This window comes from Zoogloea sp. JDB1 (genome assembly GCF_056724025.1).
Genome location: NZ_CM161496.1, coordinates 4564445 through 4581437 on the forward strand (window position 1 = coordinate 4564445; position 16993 = coordinate 4581437).

Annotated in this window: 18 protein-coding genes and 1 tRNA gene; all 19 read right to left on the reverse strand. The window is 57.0% G+C overall.

Annotated features, from left to right (window positions below; all coding sequences use genetic code 11):
* Positions 1–30: 30 nt before the first annotated feature.
* The 19 genes from AC1PPK_RS20655 to tpiA all read right to left on the reverse strand — a co-directional run bounded on the left by AC1PPK_RS20655 (position 31) and on the right by tpiA (position 16968).
* Positions 31–324, reverse strand: coding sequence for a DUF3579 domain-containing protein (locus AC1PPK_RS20655; RefSeq protein WP_481114884.1), 294 nt, complete (start codon positions 322–324; stop codon positions 31–33).
* Positions 325–611: 287 nt separating this feature from the next.
* Complete coding sequence (locus AC1PPK_RS20660; RefSeq protein ID WP_481114885.1) at positions 612–884, reverse strand: DUF2818 family protein; 273 nt, start codon at positions 882–884, stop codon at positions 612–614.
* A gap of 79 nt (positions 885–963) precedes the next feature.
* A complete protein-coding gene (nuoN, locus tag AC1PPK_RS20665) occupies positions 964–2430 on the reverse strand; it encodes an NADH-quinone oxidoreductase subunit NuoN (RefSeq protein ID WP_481114886.1) in 1467 nt (488 codons plus the stop codon).
* 40 nt (positions 2431–2470) lie between these two features.
* The gene (locus AC1PPK_RS20670; RefSeq protein WP_481114887.1) at positions 2471–3952 is read right to left on the reverse strand and encodes an NADH-quinone oxidoreductase subunit M; all 1482 of its coding nucleotides are present in this window, start codon (positions 3950–3952) and stop codon (positions 2471–2473) included.
* An 87-nt stretch (positions 3953–4039) separates the two neighbouring features.
* Positions 4040–6097, reverse strand: a complete 2058-nt coding sequence (gene nuoL, locus AC1PPK_RS20675; protein WP_481114888.1) for an NADH-quinone oxidoreductase subunit L — start codon at positions 6095–6097, stop codon at positions 4040–4042.
* Positions 6098–6109: 12 nt separating this feature from the next.
* The gene (nuoK, locus tag AC1PPK_RS20680; protein WP_481114889.1) at positions 6110–6415 is read right to left on the reverse strand and encodes an NADH-quinone oxidoreductase subunit NuoK; all 306 of its coding nucleotides are present in this window, start codon (positions 6413–6415) and stop codon (positions 6110–6112) included.
* Positions 6416–6447: 32 nt separating this feature from the next.
* A complete protein-coding gene (locus tag AC1PPK_RS20685) occupies positions 6448–7050 on the reverse strand; it encodes an NADH-quinone oxidoreductase subunit J (protein WP_481114890.1) in 603 nt (200 codons plus the stop codon).
* A gap of 42 nt (positions 7051–7092) precedes the next feature.
* A complete protein-coding gene (nuoI, locus tag AC1PPK_RS20690) occupies positions 7093–7581 on the reverse strand; it encodes an NADH-quinone oxidoreductase subunit NuoI (RefSeq protein ID WP_481114891.1) in 489 nt (162 codons plus the stop codon).
* Positions 7582–7591: 10 nt separating this feature from the next.
* Positions 7592–8641: an NADH-quinone oxidoreductase subunit NuoH gene (gene nuoH, locus AC1PPK_RS20695; protein WP_481114892.1), complete on the reverse strand. Its 1050-nt coding sequence runs from the start codon at positions 8639–8641 to the stop codon at positions 7592–7594.
* Positions 8641–10989: an NADH-quinone oxidoreductase subunit NuoG gene (gene nuoG / locus AC1PPK_RS20700; RefSeq protein WP_481118249.1), complete on the reverse strand. Its 2349-nt coding sequence runs from the start codon at positions 10987–10989 to the stop codon at positions 8641–8643. The genes nuoH and nuoG overlap by 1 nt, the downstream gene beginning before the upstream one ends.
* Positions 10990–10996: 7 nt before the next feature.
* A complete protein-coding gene (gene nuoF, locus AC1PPK_RS20705) occupies positions 10997–12307 on the reverse strand; it encodes an NADH-quinone oxidoreductase subunit NuoF (RefSeq protein ID WP_481114893.1) in 1311 nt (436 codons plus the stop codon).
* Positions 12304–12780, reverse strand: a complete 477-nt coding sequence (gene nuoE / locus AC1PPK_RS20710; protein ID WP_481114894.1) for an NADH-quinone oxidoreductase subunit NuoE — start codon at positions 12778–12780, stop codon at positions 12304–12306. The genes nuoF and nuoE overlap by 4 nt, the downstream gene beginning before the upstream one ends.
* Before the next feature lie 67 nt (positions 12781–12847).
* A complete protein-coding gene (locus tag AC1PPK_RS20715) occupies positions 12848–14101 on the reverse strand; it encodes an NADH-quinone oxidoreductase subunit D (RefSeq protein WP_481114895.1) in 1254 nt (417 codons plus the stop codon).
* The gene (locus AC1PPK_RS20720; RefSeq protein ID WP_481114896.1) at positions 14094–14696 is read right to left on the reverse strand and encodes an NADH-quinone oxidoreductase subunit C; all 603 of its coding nucleotides are present in this window, start codon (positions 14694–14696) and stop codon (positions 14094–14096) included. The genes AC1PPK_RS20715 and AC1PPK_RS20720 overlap by 8 nt, the downstream gene beginning before the upstream one ends.
* Positions 14697–14708: 12 nt before the next feature.
* Positions 14709–15185, reverse strand: a complete 477-nt coding sequence (locus AC1PPK_RS20725; protein WP_079433620.1) for a NuoB/complex I 20 kDa subunit family protein — start codon at positions 15183–15185, stop codon at positions 14709–14711.
* A gap of 45 nt (positions 15186–15230) precedes the next feature.
* Complete coding sequence (ndhC, locus tag AC1PPK_RS20730) at positions 15231–15605, reverse strand: NADH-quinone oxidoreductase subunit A (protein ID WP_481114897.1); 375 nt, start codon at positions 15603–15605, stop codon at positions 15231–15233.
* An 81-nt stretch (positions 15606–15686) separates the two neighbouring features.
* Positions 15687–15771, reverse strand: a tRNA-Leu gene (locus tag AC1PPK_RS20735).
* Between the two features lie 63 nt (positions 15772–15834).
* The gene (gene secG, locus AC1PPK_RS20740; protein WP_481114898.1) at positions 15835–16185 is read right to left on the reverse strand and encodes a preprotein translocase subunit SecG; all 351 of its coding nucleotides are present in this window, start codon (positions 16183–16185) and stop codon (positions 15835–15837) included.
* Between the two features lie 21 nt (positions 16186–16206).
* Positions 16207–16968: a triose-phosphate isomerase gene (tpiA, locus tag AC1PPK_RS20745; protein ID WP_481114899.1), complete on the reverse strand. Its 762-nt coding sequence runs from the start codon at positions 16966–16968 to the stop codon at positions 16207–16209.
* Positions 16969–16993 lie beyond the last annotated feature (25 nt).

The following is a 16993-nucleotide window of genomic DNA, read 5'->3' on the forward strand; positions in this document are numbered from 1 at the left end:
TCGGCTGTCCGACAGGACCGCCCGTCGCCATCAACCGAAATGGTCATCCGGCAACGACTCCAGCTGCAGATCGTTGTCCTTCGCGAAATTGCGCAGGAAGTTGTACGCCAGCGGCTCGATTTCGTGGATTTTCGCATCCACCAACACCGTCTTGTCTCCCCTCAAATTACACGCCGGCCTGACATATGGCGAATAAGTCATACGATTGTCCGCTCCGAATACGGACATTATTCCGCACAAACGATCCGCCCAATCACTAGGACGAAAGGTCCTGCCATCACTAGTGCGCCCAACAATAACGAAATTTTCGATTTTTTTAATCATGTGCGATGACTGAAATGATTTCGCCGAACTGCGGCCCGACCACAAGCACTCTCCTCGTCTCCCTTTCGATGAGAGGCCCCGAAAATTTCATTTTGAAACCTGATCCAATCCAGCTCCAACAAGTAAAAAGGACAACTGACTGAATGCTAGACGATCGCTCCAGGACATACAAACATGCCCATCCCCAAAAGCAAAACTGTGGACCGAGGCCCACAGTTTCATATGATCACTTTGTCCATCCGCGCACACCAGTATCTGACATCCGATGGGACGCGTCACGCCTGCCTCTAGGACTTCAACTCGCGCGACCACAGGTGGCGATAGACAAACCCTGGGTATGCAAAGACAGCAAACAGACACATCGTGATCGCGAAGAACTCCCAATGCTGGACATAGCGGGAGCCGTTCTCAGCCGCCTCTCTAGCGCCGAGAAGGGCACCCGCCAGAAAGTAATAGGCTACAAGCTCCAGCATCCGCAGAAGAATCGTCTTCTTCTTCGCCAAGCTGACTACGAAGAATAGCCGCTCACTGAAGAAAGGCAGGTTCGCGAGAGCGAACAACAGTACGAACTCTCCAAAATGCCTCACCTGCCGCCTGCCTTTCCAGTGACGTGATGACCGCGCTATGCCTCGAGCCCGCTTAGAGCGAACCCAGCAGCGAATAGGCACACAGAGACATCAATGCCTGCGGTGCCAAGCCCAACACAGCGATGGCGATGCCGTTCAAGGACAGCAGCGCACGCATGTCGGCCGGAGCTGAAATGGGCGTCGCATCCAGCGGCTCGTCGAAGAACATGATCTTCACGACGCGCAAGTAGTAGAACGCACCGATCAGCGACATCACCACTGCCAGGATCGCGACCCAGATATAACCAGCCGCCACGACGGCCTGCAGTACGGAGAACTTCGCAAAGAAACCGACGAAGAACGGGATACCCGCCATGGAGAACATCACCATGGCCATCACACCGGCAAACCAGGAATTACGCTTGTTCAGCCCCTTGAAATCGTCTAGCGCTTCGGCCTCGAAACCAGCACGTGACAGCAGCAGCAGCACACCGAACGACGCCAGACTCATCAGTACATAGGACACGACGTAGAACATCGCAGAGCTGTAGGCGTTGAGCGCGAAATGACGATCACCGCCAACCACACCGGACACCAGGCCCAGCAGCATGAAACCCATGTGGGAGATACCGGAATAACCCAGCATGCGCTTGAGGTTCGACTGGGCGATCGCCGCAAGATTGCCCAGCACGATCGACAGAACCGCCAGCACCATCAGCATCGACTGCCATTGCTCGGCAAACTCGAACAGCCCATTGACCAGCAGACGCATGGCCATCGCAAACGCCGCAAGCTTCGGGGCGGAGGCGATGAAGAGCGTGATAGACGTCGGAGCGCCTTGATAGACGTCCGGAATCCACATGTGGAACGGAACCACACCGAGCTTGAATGCCAGACCAGCGACAACGAAGACAAGGCCGAAAAGCAGCACTGTCTTGTTGCCAGCCTGCTGGTAGATGGCTTGGGCCACGCCAGAGATTTCCAGCGTGCCGGCAGCACCATACAGCATCGAGATTCCATACAGCAGCAGACCGGAAGCCAACGCGCCCAGGACGAAATACTTCATCGCCGCTTCCGTCGCACGAGCAGAGTCACGCTGCAGCGCGACCATTGCGTAAAGGGCCAGGGACAGCAGTTCCAGACCCAGGTAGATGGTCAGGAAATGGTTGGCGGTGATCATCACCATCATGCCCAGCGTCGCAAAGATCGCCAGCACGTAGTATTCGGTGGTCTCGATCTTGCGGTCGTTCATGTAGCTGCGCGAATACAACAGCGCGATAGCCACAGCGAAGTAAACGACGAGCTTGAGGAAATCGCCCATCAGATCATCCACGTACATGTTGCTGAACGTGAAGCTCACCTGCCCGTCCATCGTGAACAGCGTGATTGCCGCCGCGCCGATCAGCGTGAGCTGGCTCAAAGCGTAAGCCACGTTGCGCGGCTGCTTCGAGAACGTCCCCGCAAGGAGGATCACGAAGGACATTGCAACGACGAATAACTCAGCCGCTGCCGGGTAAAAATCAGGGATTACAAAGTTCATCTTAAGGCCACATTCCGCTGGTTTCGTATCCGTTACAGGCTCAAAGCTTGCTCACCGCAACATGCTTGAGCAGTTCATTGACCGACGCGTGCATGACTTCCGTTACCGGGAAAGGATAGATACCCATGGCCAGAACACACACGGCAAGGATCCCAAGGAAAACGAACTCGCGATTGTTGATGTCGGTCAGCTCGGCCACGTGATGGTTGGCCACTGCACCGAATACCACGCGCTTGTACATCCACAGCGTGTAGGCTGCACCGAGGATCAGCGTGGTAGCGGCGCCGAAACCGATCCAGAAATTGAACTTCACGGCGCCCAGCGCAACCATGAACTCCCCGACGAAACCAGACGTAGCCGGGAGCCCGGAGTTTGCCATCGCGAAAAGCATGAATAGTGCAGCGAACTTCGGCATCACATTCACCACACCACCGTAGTCCGAGATCTGACGGGAGTGCATGCGGTCGTACAGCACACCGATGGACGCGAACATCGCTGCAGACACGAAGCCGTGGGAAATCATCTGGACGATCGCCCCTTCAATACCCAGCGGGTTGAAGATGAAGAAGCCCAGGGTCACAAAACCCATGTGGGAGATGGACGAATAAGCAACCAGCTTCTTCATATCCGTCTGCACCAGCGCCACGAAACCGATGTAGATCACCGCAATCAGGGACAGGGTGATGATCAGCGGCGCGAAGGCATGGCTAGCATCGGGAGCGATCGGCAGGGCAAACCGCAGGAAACCGTATGCGCCCAGCTTCAGCGCGATGGCTGCCAGTACGATCGAGCCACCGGTAGGTGCCTCCACGTGGGCATCAGGCAACCAGGTATGAACCGGGAACATCGGAACCTTGACAGCGAAGGAGACAAGGAAGGCCAGGAAGATCAGACTCTGCACATCCATGCCGAGCTTGAGTTGATGCCAATCCAGAATGTTGAAACTACCGCCAGACTCCATGAACAAGTAGAGCAGCGCGATCAGCATCAGCAACGAGCCGGCAAGGGTATAGAGGAAGAACTTGATCGCGGCATACACCCGGTTAGCCCCACCCCACACACCGATGATGATGAACAACGGAATCAGCGAAGCCTCGAAGAAGACGTAGAACAGCACGCCGTCGAGCGCGGAGAAAATGCCGTTGATCAGGCCAGACATGATCAGGAAGGCCGCCATGTACTGGGCGACTTTCTCCTGGATCACCTCCCAGCCAGCCACCACGACGATCACGGTGATGAAGCTGTTGAGCAGAACGAAGAGCACCGAAATGCCATCGACGCCGAGCACGTAGTTAATGTTGAAGCGCGGAATCCACGGATAGGCTTCCACGAATTGCATGGAGCTCGTGGTGACATCGAAGCCCGTGTAGAGCGGTATGCTGACGGCCAGACCCGCTAGCGCGAAAAACAGCGCAACAAATCTCGCGACCGACGCATTACGGTCCGACCCCGAAGCGAGCGCTAGTAGGCCACCAACGATCGGAACCCAAATCGCAAGGCTGAGGAATGGAATACCCGTCATCTCTACTTTCCGTTCTATGCGCCCCGTGAGGGGCGCAAAAGTCCTAAATTATGTGAAGTGCTCTCAAGCCGTTTTCTATCGAGCGGATTAGCCCCGATTGACCCAGAAGGCCAGCAGCAGGAAAACACCAATAATCATCGAAAACGCATACTGATAGATGTGGCCGCTCTGGAAGAGGCGCGATAGCTGGGCGATCAGACCCACGGCCTTGGCGGTACCATTCACCGCGATGCCGTCGATGATGGTCTGGTCGCCGACCTTCCACAGCAGGCGGCCGATCAGTCGGGCACCCGCGGCAAAAACCGCTTCATTGATCTTGTCGAAGTAGTACTTGTTCTCCAGCAGGCGATGAATCGGACTAAAGACGCGGGCGATCACCGGCGGAACCGACGGAACGACCAGATACAGTAGGCCGGCGAGTGCAACGCCACTCATCGCCAGGATGAACGGCAGCGACGTGAAGCCATGCAGCGCCATTGCGGCCGAACCGTGGAACTCCTCGCCAAGTTCGGCCATGGCGTGGTGGTGCTCGGCGAAATGAATGACACCCTTGAAGAAATCGCCGAAGAGCATCTTGTCAATCGACAGGTAACCGATCAGCACCGACGGGATGGCCAACAGGACCAGCGGAACAGTGACAACCCACGGGGACTCATGCGGCTTCTGACCCGGAGCCAGACCGTGATGGTGCTCGTCGTGATGATCATCATCGTGACCATGCTCGTCATGAGCGTGCTCGTCCGCATGGGCATCATGGCCGTGCGCAGCTTCCTCATGGTGAGCCTTGCCGAAGCGCTCCTCGCCATGAAAGACCAGGAAATACATACGGAACGAGTAGAAGGCGGTAACGAAGACACCGGCGATCACGCAGAAGTAAGCATAGCCCGAACCGTACAACTCAGAGAGCTGCACTGCTTCAATGATCGTGTCCTTGGAATAGAAACCGGAGAAGAACGGGAAACCGATCAGCGCCAGAGAACCCAGCAGCGACGTGATCCACGTAACCGGCATGTACTTCCACAGGCCACCCATGTTGCGCATGTCCTGATCATGGTGCATGCCGATGATCACGGAACCGGCACCAAGGAACAGCAGGGCCTTGAAGAAGGCGTGAGTCATCAGGTGGAAGACCGCGGCGGAGTACGCCGATACGCCCAGCGCGACGGTCATGTAGCCCAGCTGAGACAGGGTCGAATAGGCAACAACACGCTTGATGTCGTGCTGCACGATGCCCAGGAAACCCATGAACAGAGCCGTAGTGGCACCGATGATCAGCACAAAGGACAGGGCCGTTTCGGACAGCTCGAACAACGGGGACATGCGGGCAACCATGAAGATACCTGCAGTCACCATCGTCGCCGCGTGAATCAGTGCGGAGATCGGCGTCGGGCCTTCCATCGAATCCGGCAGCCAGACGTGCAGGGGCACCTGTGCCGACTTGCCCATGGCGCCGATGAACAGGCCGATACAAATGGCAGTGATCAAGGGCCAGCCGGTTTCCGGAATGGTCATGCCGGCAAGCTCACCCGCCTTGGCGAAGACTTCCGTGTAGTTCAGGGTGCCGGCGAAAGCTGCGATTAGACCGATGCCCAGCAGGAAACCGAAGTCACCAACACGGTTGACCAGGAATGCCTTCAGGTTTGCAAAGATCGCCGTCGGGCGCGTATACCAGAAGCCGATCAGCAGGTAGGACACCAGGCCCACCGCTTCCCAACCGAAGAACAACTGCAGAAAGTTGTTCGACATGACCAGCATCAGCATCGAGAACGTGAACAGAGAGATGTAGCTGAAGAAGCGCTGGTAACCAGGGTCCTCAGACATGTAGCCGATAGTGTAGATGTGCACCATCAGCGACACGAAGGTCACCACCAGCATCATCATCGTGGTCAGGGAATCGATCATGAAGCCGACTTCAAGATCGAGACCACCACTGGAAGCCCAGTGGTACAGAGTTCCATTAAAGGTATTCCCCGCCTGGACGTCCTGGAAGATGATCACCGACAACGCGAAGGCAGCCGCGACGCCTGCGATGGTGACGGTGTGAGCCCCTCGCCTGCCGATGATCTTCCCGAATAGCCCCGCCATGATCGCGCCGAAGAGCGGCGCAAGCGGAACCAGCAGATATAGCTTTTGCATCCCAGTCATTCGAACGCTTCCTTATCCCTTGAGGCTATCCAGGTCATCAACGTGGATGGTCCGCAGGTTGCGGAACAACGCAACCAGAATTGCCAGACCAATGGCCGACTCCGCGGCCGCCACAGTCAAGATGAAGAACACAAAAATCTGGCCTGAAGCGTCCCCGAGATAATGCGAGAAGGCGACGAAGTTCAAATTAACGGCCAACAACATCAACTCGATCGCCATCAGCAGCACGATCAGGTTCTTACGATTCAAGAAGATGCCCACTACGCTTATCGCGAAGAGAATGGCACCCAATATCAGATAGTGAGACAACGAAAGCATTACTAGGCCCCCCTGACGATCGCCAGCAGAAATTATTCTTTTTCTGCACGCATCGACACGATGCGCACACGATCATCACGCTTGACAGCAACCTGCACCGCGGGATCGATGATCTTCACGTTCTTGCGCTTGCGCAGCGTCAGTGCTACGGCAGCCACCATCGCGACCAGCAACACGATCGATGCCAGTTCGAACGGATAAACGTACTCGGTATAGAGGAGACGGCCAAGTTCCTTGGTGTTGCTGTAACCCTGCTCCACCTCGGCGGGCTTGGGCATCGCATCGAGACCGAAGTAGCGGCCGCCGAGCACCATGACCATCTCGATCACCATCAACACACCGATCAGTGCGCCGACGGGCAGATAGCTCCAGAAGCCCTGCCGAATCCGTTCGAGATTGATGTCGAGCATCATCACGACGAACAGGAACAGCACCATCACCGCCCCGACATAAACCATCACCAGTGCAATCGCCAGAAACTCGGCGTGCAGCAACATCCAGATCCCGCCAGCGCTGAAGAATGCCAGCACCAGGAACAAGGCGGCGTGCACCGGGTTGCGTGCCGTGATGACCCGCAGCGAGGCGAGCACCATGACCGTCGAGAAGAAGTAAAAGACTACCGACTGAAAATCCATCTGCGTATTCCGATGTGTGTATCCGTATCCGCTTCCGCGTCTTTACCGGTACTTAGAATCGATCTCTCGATCCTTGGCGATCTGCGCCTCGTACCGATCCCCAACCGCGAGAAGCATCTGCTTGGTGTAATACAGATCACCCCGCTTTTCGCCGTGATATTCAAAAACACGGGTCTCAACGATGGCATCCACCGGACATGCCTCCTCGCAGAAACCGCAGAAGATGCACTTCGTCAGGTCGATGTCGTAGCGACTGGTACGACGGGAACCGTCGTCGCGCTGCTCGGACTCGATCGTGATGGCCATCGCCGGACAGATTGCCTCGCACAGTTTGCAGGCGATACAACGCTCTTCCCCATTGGGGTAACGACGCAAGGCATGCAAGCCACGGAAACGGGAGCTCTGGGGCGTCTTCTCGTCGGGAAACTGAACCGTGATCTTCCTGGCAAAGAGATGACGTCCGGTCAGTGCCAAGCCCTTAAGCAACTCCTTAAGGAATAGGCTCCCTACGTAATTCTTCATAGAACCCATATCGATCCCCTTACTTCCACAACGACAACGGCGACATGATCCACACCGCAACCACTACCACCCAGAAGAGCGTCAGCGGAATGAAGACCTTCCAACCCAGCCGCATGATGTGGTCATAGCGGAAGCGCGGGAACGTTGCGCGGAACCAAAGAAACAAGAACAGAATGAACGCGATCTTGATAGCGAGCCAGATAAAGCTATCCGGCAGGAAACTCACCGGCGACAGCCAACCACCCAGGAACAGGATGGAGGTCAGGGCAGAAACGAGGATCATGTTGGCGTATTCGCCAAGGAAGAACAGCGCAAAGGCCATCCCCGAGTACTCGACCATGTGACCCGCCACGATTTCCGATTCGCCTTCTACAACGTCGAAGGGCGCGCGGTTGGTTTCCGCGATACCGGAGATCAGATAGACGATAAACATCGGGAAGAGCGGCAACCAGTTCCAGCTCAGGAAGCCCAGACCCAGATCAGCACCCTGCCCCTTGCCCTGAGCCGCCACGATGTCCGACAGATTGAGACTGGAAGAGATCATCAGCACACAAACCAGTGCGAAACCCATTGCGATCTCATAGGAAACCATCTGGGCTGCGGCGCGCACACCGCCGAGGAAAGCGTACTTCGAGTTGGATGCCCAGCCGGCGATGATCACGCCGTACACTTCGATGGACGTCACAGCCAGCAGGAACAGCAGGCCAGCATCGACGTTACCGATGACCCAGCCATCACTGAAGGGCACCACCGCCCATGCTGCCAGCGCAGGACCGAGAGCCAGAACCGGCCCGACGATGAACAGACCCTTGTTGGCGCCGGAAGGAACAATGATTTCCTTCAGCAGCAGCTTCACGCCGTCGGCGATCGGCTGCAGCAAACCGCGCGGCCCCACGCGATTGGGGCCGATGCGGACCTGCATGTAACCGATGACCTTGCGCTCAGCCAGCGTCAGATAGGCAACACAAAGGAACAGCGGCGCGATGATGCCGATGATCTTCAGCAGTGACCACACCAGAGGCCACGCACCACCAAAAAAAGTCGCTACGGGTTCGATGATGGCTTCCATCACACACGCTCCACGCTAACTTCGCCATGCAGGCCACCCAGCGCCGAAGTGTCTGCGTGCCCACCAGCCAGACAAATGCTTCCTTCGACGACGCCATCATCTACCACGACCGGAACGGTCACGGCGCCAGTTGCGGACTTCACCTTCGCCGTGCCACCTGCCTCCAAGCCCAGCTTGGCGACCGTGGATGCACTGGCGCGCAGCGCTGGTGCCTGGCCGTCCCGGGTTTTCTGCAGCGGCGCGGACCGCCGTGTGATGGGATCTGCGGCATAAATCGGAATGTCCGCAACGCGTTCCACACCCTGCGCGGCAGCGCCAAGCGAGAAGGAATCAACAGTCAGCGCATTGTTCAAACGAGCGCGATCGACCTCCTGCGCGGCCCCGAGAACGATCTGACGTACATCCTCGACCTTGTCGAAACCGAAGCCATCGAGGCCCAACAATTCCCCGAGAACGCGCAGCACCTTCCAGCCCGGGCGTACCTCCCCAGCAGCTTTCACCACCGGGTAGAAGGCCTGGGCACGCCCTTCAGCATTCACGAAAATACCGGCCGTCTCGGTGAAAGGCGCGATCGGCAGAAGAACGTCGGCATAGGCCATTGCGCTCTCCGACTTGAAGGCCGACAAGGCGATGACCGTATCTGCCTTGCCCAGCGTGTCTACCGCAGCCTGTCCGGCCTGGGTATCCAGTTCGGCATCGAGACCGAACAGTACGTATGCTTTCAGCGGCGCCTTCAGCATTTCGGCGGCGTTCTTGCCGCCCTTCGCGGGCAGGCTGCCAGCCAGATAGCCGCCAACCGAGTTGGCAGCCTCGCCTAGAATACCGAATCGCCCCTTGCTGAGACGGGCGATTTCCTGGGCAATTGCTTCAATGCTGGCGGCGTCGGCATGCTGCTGCGCGTAGTTGCCGATCCAGACGGCCACTTGCTTGCCGGACGCAAGGCTATTGGCCACCGACAAAGCTGCCGCATCGGCCTCAACACCAGCGGCAGCAGATACGAACACCTCGGCCAGATCCTGACCGGTCTTCTGCGCTAGAGCCTTTGCCACACCGACTAGCGCACCGGCAACAGCCGACGGCTTGACCTGGATCTTGTTCTCGACCTTAAACTGCCAGTCGTCAATGACCGGATTCAGCACGCTGACCTTCAGGCCACGCTTCACGGCCTGACGCACGCGCTGGGCGACGAGCGGGTGATCCTTGCGGAAGAAGCTGCCGACAATGAACAGGCGATCAAGGCTGCCGATCTCCGCCACGTTCAAACCAAGCCAGGGCGCGCCGGCGCGACGCGCGTCAGCCGAGAAATCGGTCTGACGCAGACGGAAATCGATATTGTCGGAACCTAGCCCACGCACGAGGGCCTGGAGAAGATGCATTTCCTCGAGGGTGCTGTGCGGAGAGACAAGCGCACCGATAGCCTCGGCACCATGTTCGCTGCGGACAGACTTGAGGCCGTTGGCAACGTATTCAAGTGCCGACTGCCAGTCCGTCTCGATCCACTTGCCACCCTGCTTGATCTGCGGCCGGATCAGACGCTCTTCGCCGTTCAGCGCCTCGTAGGAGAAGCGATCCTTGTCGCTCAGCCAGCACTCGTTGAGAGCATCGTTCTCCAGCGGCAGCACCCGCTTCACGACATCATTCTTGACCTGTACGACCAGGTTGCTGCCGAGGGAATCGTGAGGGCTCACGGACTTCCGGCGGGACATTTCCCAGGCACGGGCGCCGAAGCGGAAAGGCTTGGAGGTCAGCGCGCCGACCGGGCACAGGTCGATGATGTTGCCCGACAGTTCGGAATCAATGGTCTTCTCGACAAACGGCATGATTTCGGCATGCTCGCCGCGGAAAGCCTGGCCAAGCTCCATGAGACCCGCGATCTCGGTCGTGAAGCGAACGCAACGAGTGCAGTTGATGCACCTGGTCATGTCCGTCGACACCAGCGGGCCGAGATCCTTGTTGCCGACCACGCGCTTCTCTTCCTCGTAACGGGACTGCACGCCGCCGTAACCGACGGAGAGATCCTGCAACTGACACTCACCGCCCTGGTCGCAAATCGGGCAATCCAGCGGGTGATTGATCAGCAGGAATTCCATCACGCCCTTCTGCGCCTTGACCGCCTGCTCGGAATGGGTCCAAACCTTCATCCCGTTGGTCACCGGCGTTGCGCACGCAGGCAACGGCTTCGGAGCCTTCTCCACCTGTACAAGGCACATGCGGCAGTTGGCCGCGATAGAGAGCTTCTTGTGGTAGCAGAAATGCGGCACATAGGCGCCGACCTGGGAGGCAGCCTCCATGACGGTGCTACCGTCAGGAACCTGCAACTGCTTTCCGTCAATTTCGATTTCTAGCATGTCGAGCCTACGCCACGTAAATCTTGCTGCCTTCGCGCTGTACGTCCTGCGGGACAAGGCATTTCTTATGTTCGATATGGAATGCGAACTCGTCGCCGAAGTGCTTGATGAAACTCTGCACCGGCATTGAGGCGGCATCGCCCAGAGCACAAATCGTCCGGCCCATGATGTTTGCCGTGACGCTATTCAGAAGGTCCAGATCGTCCGGACGGCCGAGCCCGTTCTCGATTCGATGAACGACCCGGTACAGCCAGCCCGTACCTTCCCGGCACGGCGTGCATTGGCCGCAGGACTCTTCGAAGTAGAAGTAGGACAACCGCTCGAGCGCCTTGACCATGCAAGTGCTCTCGTCCATCACGATCACTGCACCGGAACCGAGCATCGATCCCGCTTTGGAGATCGAGTCGTAGTCCATCGTGCAATCCATCATGACGGATGCCGGCAGCACCGGAGCCGACGAGCCGCCGGGAATAACCGCCTTGAGCTTGCGACCACCGCGAACCCCACCCGCCATCTCCAGCAGGTCGGCAAACGGCGTACCCAGCGGAATCTCGTAGTTGCCGGGCTTGTTCACATGCCCCGACACCGAGAAGAGCTTGGTGCCGCCATTGTTCGGCTTGCCGAGCGCCAGGAAGGCATCGCCACCCTCACGGATGATGTAGGGAATGGACGCAAAGGTCTCGGTGTTGTTGATCGTGGTCGGCTTGCCGTAAAGACCGAAGCTCGCCGGGAAAGGTGGCTTGAAGCGCGGCTGCCCCTTCTTGCCCTCGATCGACTCGAGCAAAGCGGTCTCTTCACCGCAGATGTAGGCGCCGTAGCCGTGGTGGGCAAACAGGTCGAAACTGAAATCCGAACCCAGGATATTCTTGCCCAGCAGGCCCGCCTCACGTGCTTCCTGCAGCGCTTCCTCGAAACGGCTGTAGACCTCGAAGATCTCACCGTGAATGTAGTTGTAGCCCCGCTCACAACCCATTGCATAACCGGCGATGATCATGCCTTCGATCACCGAATGGGGGTTGTAGCGAAGGATGTCGCGATCCTTAAAGGTACCGGGCTCGCCTTCGTCGGAATTACAGGCCAGATACTTCGCACCGGGGAAAGCCCGCGGCATGAAACTCCACTTCAGGCCTGTCGGGAAGCCCGCACCACCCCGGCCACGCAGAGATGACTTCTTGACTTCAGCGATGACGTCATCCGCGGAAATTTTCTCGGCGATGATCTTTCTCAGTGCCTCGTAACCGCCGCGCTTGATGTAATCGGCCAGACGCCAAGTACGGTCACCGTCGAGACCGGAAAGAATAATTCCTTGAGAACTCATTTTTTCAGATCTTCGAGCAGTTGATCGATTTTCTCTTCCGTCATCCAGCTGCACATGTGGTGATTGTTCACCAGCAAGACGGGCGCATCGCCACAAGCCCCCATGCACTCACCCTCCTTGAGAGTGAACTTGCCGTCGGACGTGGTCTCGTTGAAGTCGATACCGAGACGCTTCTTGATGTAGTCGGCCGCATGCACGCCACCGGAAAGCGCGCAGGGCAGGTTGGTGCATACAGTGATCTTCCGCGCACCGACCGGCGAGAGGTCGTACATGTTGTAAAAGCTGGCCACCTCATATACAGCGATCGCCGGCATTTCGAGATACTTGGCGACGAACTCGATGGTCTCGCTGGACAGCCAGCCTTTTTCTTCCTGCGCAATTCTGAGCGCTGACATAGAAGCGGACTGCTTTTGATCAGGAGGATACTTAGCGATCTCTCGATCAATTTTCTTCAGGGATTCCGGACTCAGCATTTTATGTGTCTACTGTCAGCAGAATTACGATATGACTTTGGCGACCACAGGCTTCAGGCAAGACCGATCAGCGGTCCACGTCACCAAACACGATGTCCATGGTGCCAATAATGGCCACCACGTCAGCAATCATGTGCCCGCGGGACATTTCATCCATTGCCGAAAGGTGTGCAAAACCCGGGGAGCGGAGCTTGAGGCGATATGGCTTGTTTGCGCCGTCGGACACCGCATAAACACCGAACTCACCCTTGGGATGCTCGACAGGCGCATACACTTCACCTGCCGGGACGTGCATACCTTCCGTGAACAGCTTGAAGTGATGGATCAACTCTTCCATGCTACCTTTCATGCGCTCTCTGGACGGCGGGGCCACCTTATGGTTACCTGAAATCACCGGACCGGGATTCTTGCGCAGCCAGTCGATACACTGCTTAACGATGCGGTTCGACTGACGCATTTCCTCGATGCGGCACAGATAGCGGTCGTAACAGTCGCCTTCAACGCCAACCGGGATATCAAAATCCAGCTGACCATAGACGTCGTACGGCTGCTTCTTACGGATATCCCACTCGATGCCAGAACCACGCAACATAACGCCAGAGAAGCCCAGCGCCAGCGCCTTTTCCGGAGACACGACACCGATGCCGACAGTACGTTGCTTCCAGATACGGTTATCAGTCAGCAGCGTCTCGTACTCATCGACATACTTCGGAAAGCGGCTAGTGAAGTCCTCCAGAAAATCGAGTAGGGAGCCCTGCCGATTCTCGTTCAGCTCAGCAACGGTCTTCGCGCTCTTCCACTTGGAGACTTCGTACTGCGGCATGCGATCAGGTAGATCGCGATAAACGCCACCAGGCCGGTAATAAGCAGCATGCATGCGAGCACCGGAAACGGCCTCGTAAGCATCCATCAGATCCTCGCGCTCACGGAAGGTGTACAGCACCATCGTCATGGCGCCGATATCCAGAGCATGCGTACCCACCGCGAGGAGGTGATTCAGGATCCGGGTGATCTCGTCAAACATCACGCGGATGTACTGAGCCCGAAGCGGCACTTCAAGCCCGAGCAGACGCTCGATCGCCATACAGTACGCGTGCTCATTACACATCATCGACACGTAGTCGAGACGATCCATATAAGGAACGGACTGCACCCACGTCCGCGTCTCGGCGAGCTTCTCGGTACCGCGGTGCAGCAGGCCGATATGGGGATCAGCGCGCTCGACAACTTCACCATCGAGCTCGAGAACCAGTCGGAGCACTCCGTGCGCAGACGGGTGCTGAGGACCGAAGTTGATTGTGTAATTGCGGATCTCAGCCATTTCCGACATTCCCATAATTCTCGTCACGTACAATACGTGGCGTATTTTCCCGCGGCTCGATCGTCACCGGCTGATAGATTACCCGACCGAGATCCTGGTCATAGCGCATTTCCACATAGCCGGTAACGGGGAAATCCTTGCGGAACGGATAACCGACAAAACCGTAATCGGTGAGAATGCGGCGCAAATCCGGATGGCCTGCAAAAGTGATGCCAAACAGATCGAACGCCTCCCGCTCGAACCAGTTCGCGCTCGGCCACAAGTTGACCAGTGACGAAAGAACCGGAAAGGAGTCATCTTCGGCAAAAGTACGCAGACGAAGGCGCTGATTCTTGCTGACGGAAAGAAGGTGAACCGAAACAGCAAAACGCCCACGAGCCCCGGCACCGGAATAGGAGGAATAGTCCAGCCCGGTCAGATCAACCAGTTGCTCAAAGCGAAACTCAGGTTCATCCCGAAGTGCCTGCGCAATATTGAAATAATCAGCAGCAGCCACAACCACCGTCACCTCATCCCGGGCAACGATGACTTCTTTCAGCTGCTCACCAAATCTGTCTGCCAGCGACTGGCTGAGGCGCTCAAGTTTCTCACTCATGATGTTCGACAATCAGCGAGCAATCGTGCAGTCGCGCTTGATCTTGTTCTGCAATTGAACAATTCCATAAAGCAGCGCTTCCGCGGTAGGAGGACACCCGGGCACATAGACATCGACCGGAACAATGCGATCACAACCACGGACCACAGAGTACGAATAGTGGTAATAGCCTCCGCCATTCGCACACGAACCCATGGAAATCACCCAGCGCGGCTCGGACATCTGGTCATAAACCTTGCGCAGGGCCGGCGCCATCTTGTTGCACAGGGTGCCCGCAACAATCATCAGGTCAGACTGACGCGGACTGGGGCGGAACACCACCCCGAAACGGTCAAGGTCATACCGGGAACATCCGGCGTGAATCATCTCCACCGCACAGCAAGCGAGACCGAAGGTCATCGGCCACAGAGAACCCGTGCGAGTCCAGTTGATTACCGTATCAAGCGAAGTGGTTACAAACCCTTCCTTGAAGACACCTTCGATACTCATAGACACCCTTCAAGCAACAATTACCGCCCAAGGCAACTGGACAATTTATTCCCAGTCGAGAGCACCCTTCTTCCAGACATAGACATAGCCGAGAAGCAGGATACCCAAGAAGACGATCATCTCGAAGAACCCGAAAAGCCGGATGCTTTCGCTGGCTGCAATTTCCCGCAGAATGGTCGCCCACGGAAAAAGAAATGCAATCTCGAGATCAAATAGAATGAAAAGGATAGCCAGAAGATAGTAACGCACATCAAACTTGATACGCGCATCTTCAAACGGCTCAAAGCCGCACTCAAAGGGAGAGAGCTTTTCCGCGTCAGGCTTACTGGGACCAAGGACCCGACCTGCGACGATGGGAATTAAACCAAAGACAGCCGCAAACAGGATGAAAACAAGAACTGGAAAATACCCTTCCAACATACCTGACCCCTCCCAACCGCAAGCAGTTATTAGCACACCTGCAAGCAAACGCCCGCATTTGCGGGCGACTAGCTTAATCCATGGTGCCGACGATGAGACTCGAACTCATACGGCTTTCGCCACTACCCCCTCAAGATAGCGTGTCTACCAATTTCACCACGTCGGCCTGTTTGTTTGACGCCCGAAATTATAAGGGCAATCACCCCTTGGCGCCAAGCATTACTTTGATTTATCGAGGAATGTCCTTGGACTTGGAATCCTGATTTTCACTCGCCGCAGGCGCCACGGGAGCTGCCGCAGGGGCAACACCATCCATGACACTCTTGACCGCCGGAGCTTTCTGCCCGGCGAGATAGCTCAAACTTAAGCTCGTAACAAAGAAGACAGCGGCGAGAATTGCCGTCGCGCGACTCAGAAAATTGGCAGAACCGGACGAACCAAAGAGACTGCCCGACGCACCGCTCCCAAATGCCGCCCCCATGTCAGCCCCCTTACCATGCTGCATAAGCACCAGACCGATCACACCAAGACCGGCCAGCACATGCACAACGAGCACAACTGAAAACACCATACCGCTCATCAAAATCTCCAACAAGAAAACCTATGCGGCCACCAAAGACGCCGCACGACAAATTCCCAAAAAGCCTGGAGCAACGAGAGACGCCCCACCGACAAGCGCCCCGTCAATATCCGGCTGCACGAACAACGAAGGGGCATTCTCCGCAGTGACGCTGCCACCATAAAGGATGCGCACCCCCTCCGCCGCAACTCCGGCCAAATCAAGGTGCGCTCGAATGAAGCGATGCATTGCCTGAGCCTGCTCAGGCAATGCGACCCGCCCCGTCCCAATCGCCCAAACAGGCTCATAAGCTACGGTCAACTTCGCCGCATCCTCCTGCCCAAGAGCCGAAACCACGCTATCAATCTGCTCACCAACTACCGCTTCGGCCTTGCCATCCTCACGCTGCCCAAGGGTTTCCCCCACGCACACGATGGGATTCAGACCTGCCTCGAGCGCAGCCCGGACCTTGATGGCCACAACCTCGTCAGTCTCCCCAAACAAGGAACGACGCTCAGAGTGCCCCACGATCACCCAGGCACACCCCAGATCAACCAGCATAGAGGCACTCACCTCACCGGTATAAGCCCCCGCATTGAACGAACTGATATTTTGCGCGCCCAGCGCAACCCAAGTACCTTCCAAGGCCTGCCCCACCTGCCCCAGATATGGGTACGACGGACACACAACAACCTCGACCGCCACATCCCGCCCCCCCTCCTTCAGAGCGGACAGCAGAACATCATTCTGGGCACGGCTGCCATTCATCTTCCAGTTGCCGACTACGAGCTTTTTCCTCACCATAGGCACCAGGCTAAATTTTTTGATT

What these genes read in the sequence shown, in the direction of transcription:
- nuoN (WP_481114886.1), bottom strand. Translation starts at nt 2,430, where the DNA reads ATGAACTTTGTAATCCCTGATTTTTACCCGGCAGCGGCTGAGTTATTC.
- nuoF (WP_481114893.1), bottom strand. Translation starts at nt 12,307, where the DNA reads ATGAGTTCTCAAGGAATTATTCTTTCCGGTCTCGACGGTGACCGTACT.
- ndhC (WP_481114897.1), bottom strand. Translation starts at nt 15,605, where the DNA reads ATGTTGGAAGGGTATTTTCCAGTTCTTGTTTTCATCCTGTTTGCGGCT.
- tpiA (WP_481114899.1), bottom strand. Translation starts at nt 16,968, where the DNA reads ATGGTGAGGAAAAAGCTCGTAGTCGGCAACTGGAAGATGAATGGCAGC.
- AC1PPK_RS20720 (WP_481114896.1), bottom strand. Translation starts at nt 14,696, where the DNA reads ATGAGTGAGAAACTTGAGCGCCTCAGCCAGTCGCTGGCAGACAGATTT.
- AC1PPK_RS20715 (WP_481114895.1), bottom strand. Translation starts at nt 14,101, where the DNA reads ATGGCTGAGATCCGCAATTACACAATCAACTTCGGTCCTCAGCACCCG.
- AC1PPK_RS20685 (WP_481114890.1), bottom strand. Translation starts at nt 7,050, where the DNA reads ATGGATTTTCAGTCGGTAGTCTTTTACTTCTTCTCGACGGTCATGGTG.
- AC1PPK_RS20670 (WP_481114887.1), bottom strand. Translation starts at nt 3,952, where the DNA reads ATGACGGGTATTCCATTCCTCAGCCTTGCGATTTGGGTTCCGATCGTT.
- nuoI (WP_481114891.1), bottom strand. Translation starts at nt 7,581, where the DNA reads ATGGGTTCTATGAAGAATTACGTAGGGAGCCTATTCCTTAAGGAGTTG.
- nuoK (WP_481114889.1), bottom strand. Translation starts at nt 6,415, where the DNA reads ATGCTTTCGTTGTCTCACTATCTGATATTGGGTGCCATTCTCTTCGCG.
- secG (WP_481114898.1), bottom strand. Translation starts at nt 16,185, where the DNA reads ATGAGCGGTATGGTGTTTTCAGTTGTGCTCGTTGTGCATGTGCTGGCC.
- AC1PPK_RS20655 (WP_481114884.1), bottom strand. Translation starts at nt 324, where the DNA reads ATGATTAAAAAAATCGAAAATTTCGTTATTGTTGGGCGCACTAGTGAT.
- nuoL (WP_481114888.1), bottom strand. Translation starts at nt 6,097, where the DNA reads ATGACTGGGATGCAAAAGCTATATCTGCTGGTTCCGCTTGCGCCGCTC.
- nuoE (WP_481114894.1), bottom strand. Translation starts at nt 12,780, where the DNA reads ATGCTGAGTCCGGAATCCCTGAAGAAAATTGATCGAGAGATCGCTAAG.
- nuoH (WP_481114892.1), bottom strand. Translation starts at nt 8,641, where the DNA reads ATGGAAGCCATCATCGAACCCGTAGCGACTTTTTTTGGTGGTGCGTGG.
- nuoG (WP_481118249.1), bottom strand. Translation starts at nt 10,989, where the DNA reads ATGCTAGAAATCGAAATTGACGGAAAGCAGTTGCAGGTTCCTGACGGT.
- AC1PPK_RS20725 (WP_079433620.1), bottom strand. Translation starts at nt 15,185, where the DNA reads ATGAGTATCGAAGGTGTCTTCAAGGAAGGGTTTGTAACCACTTCGCTT.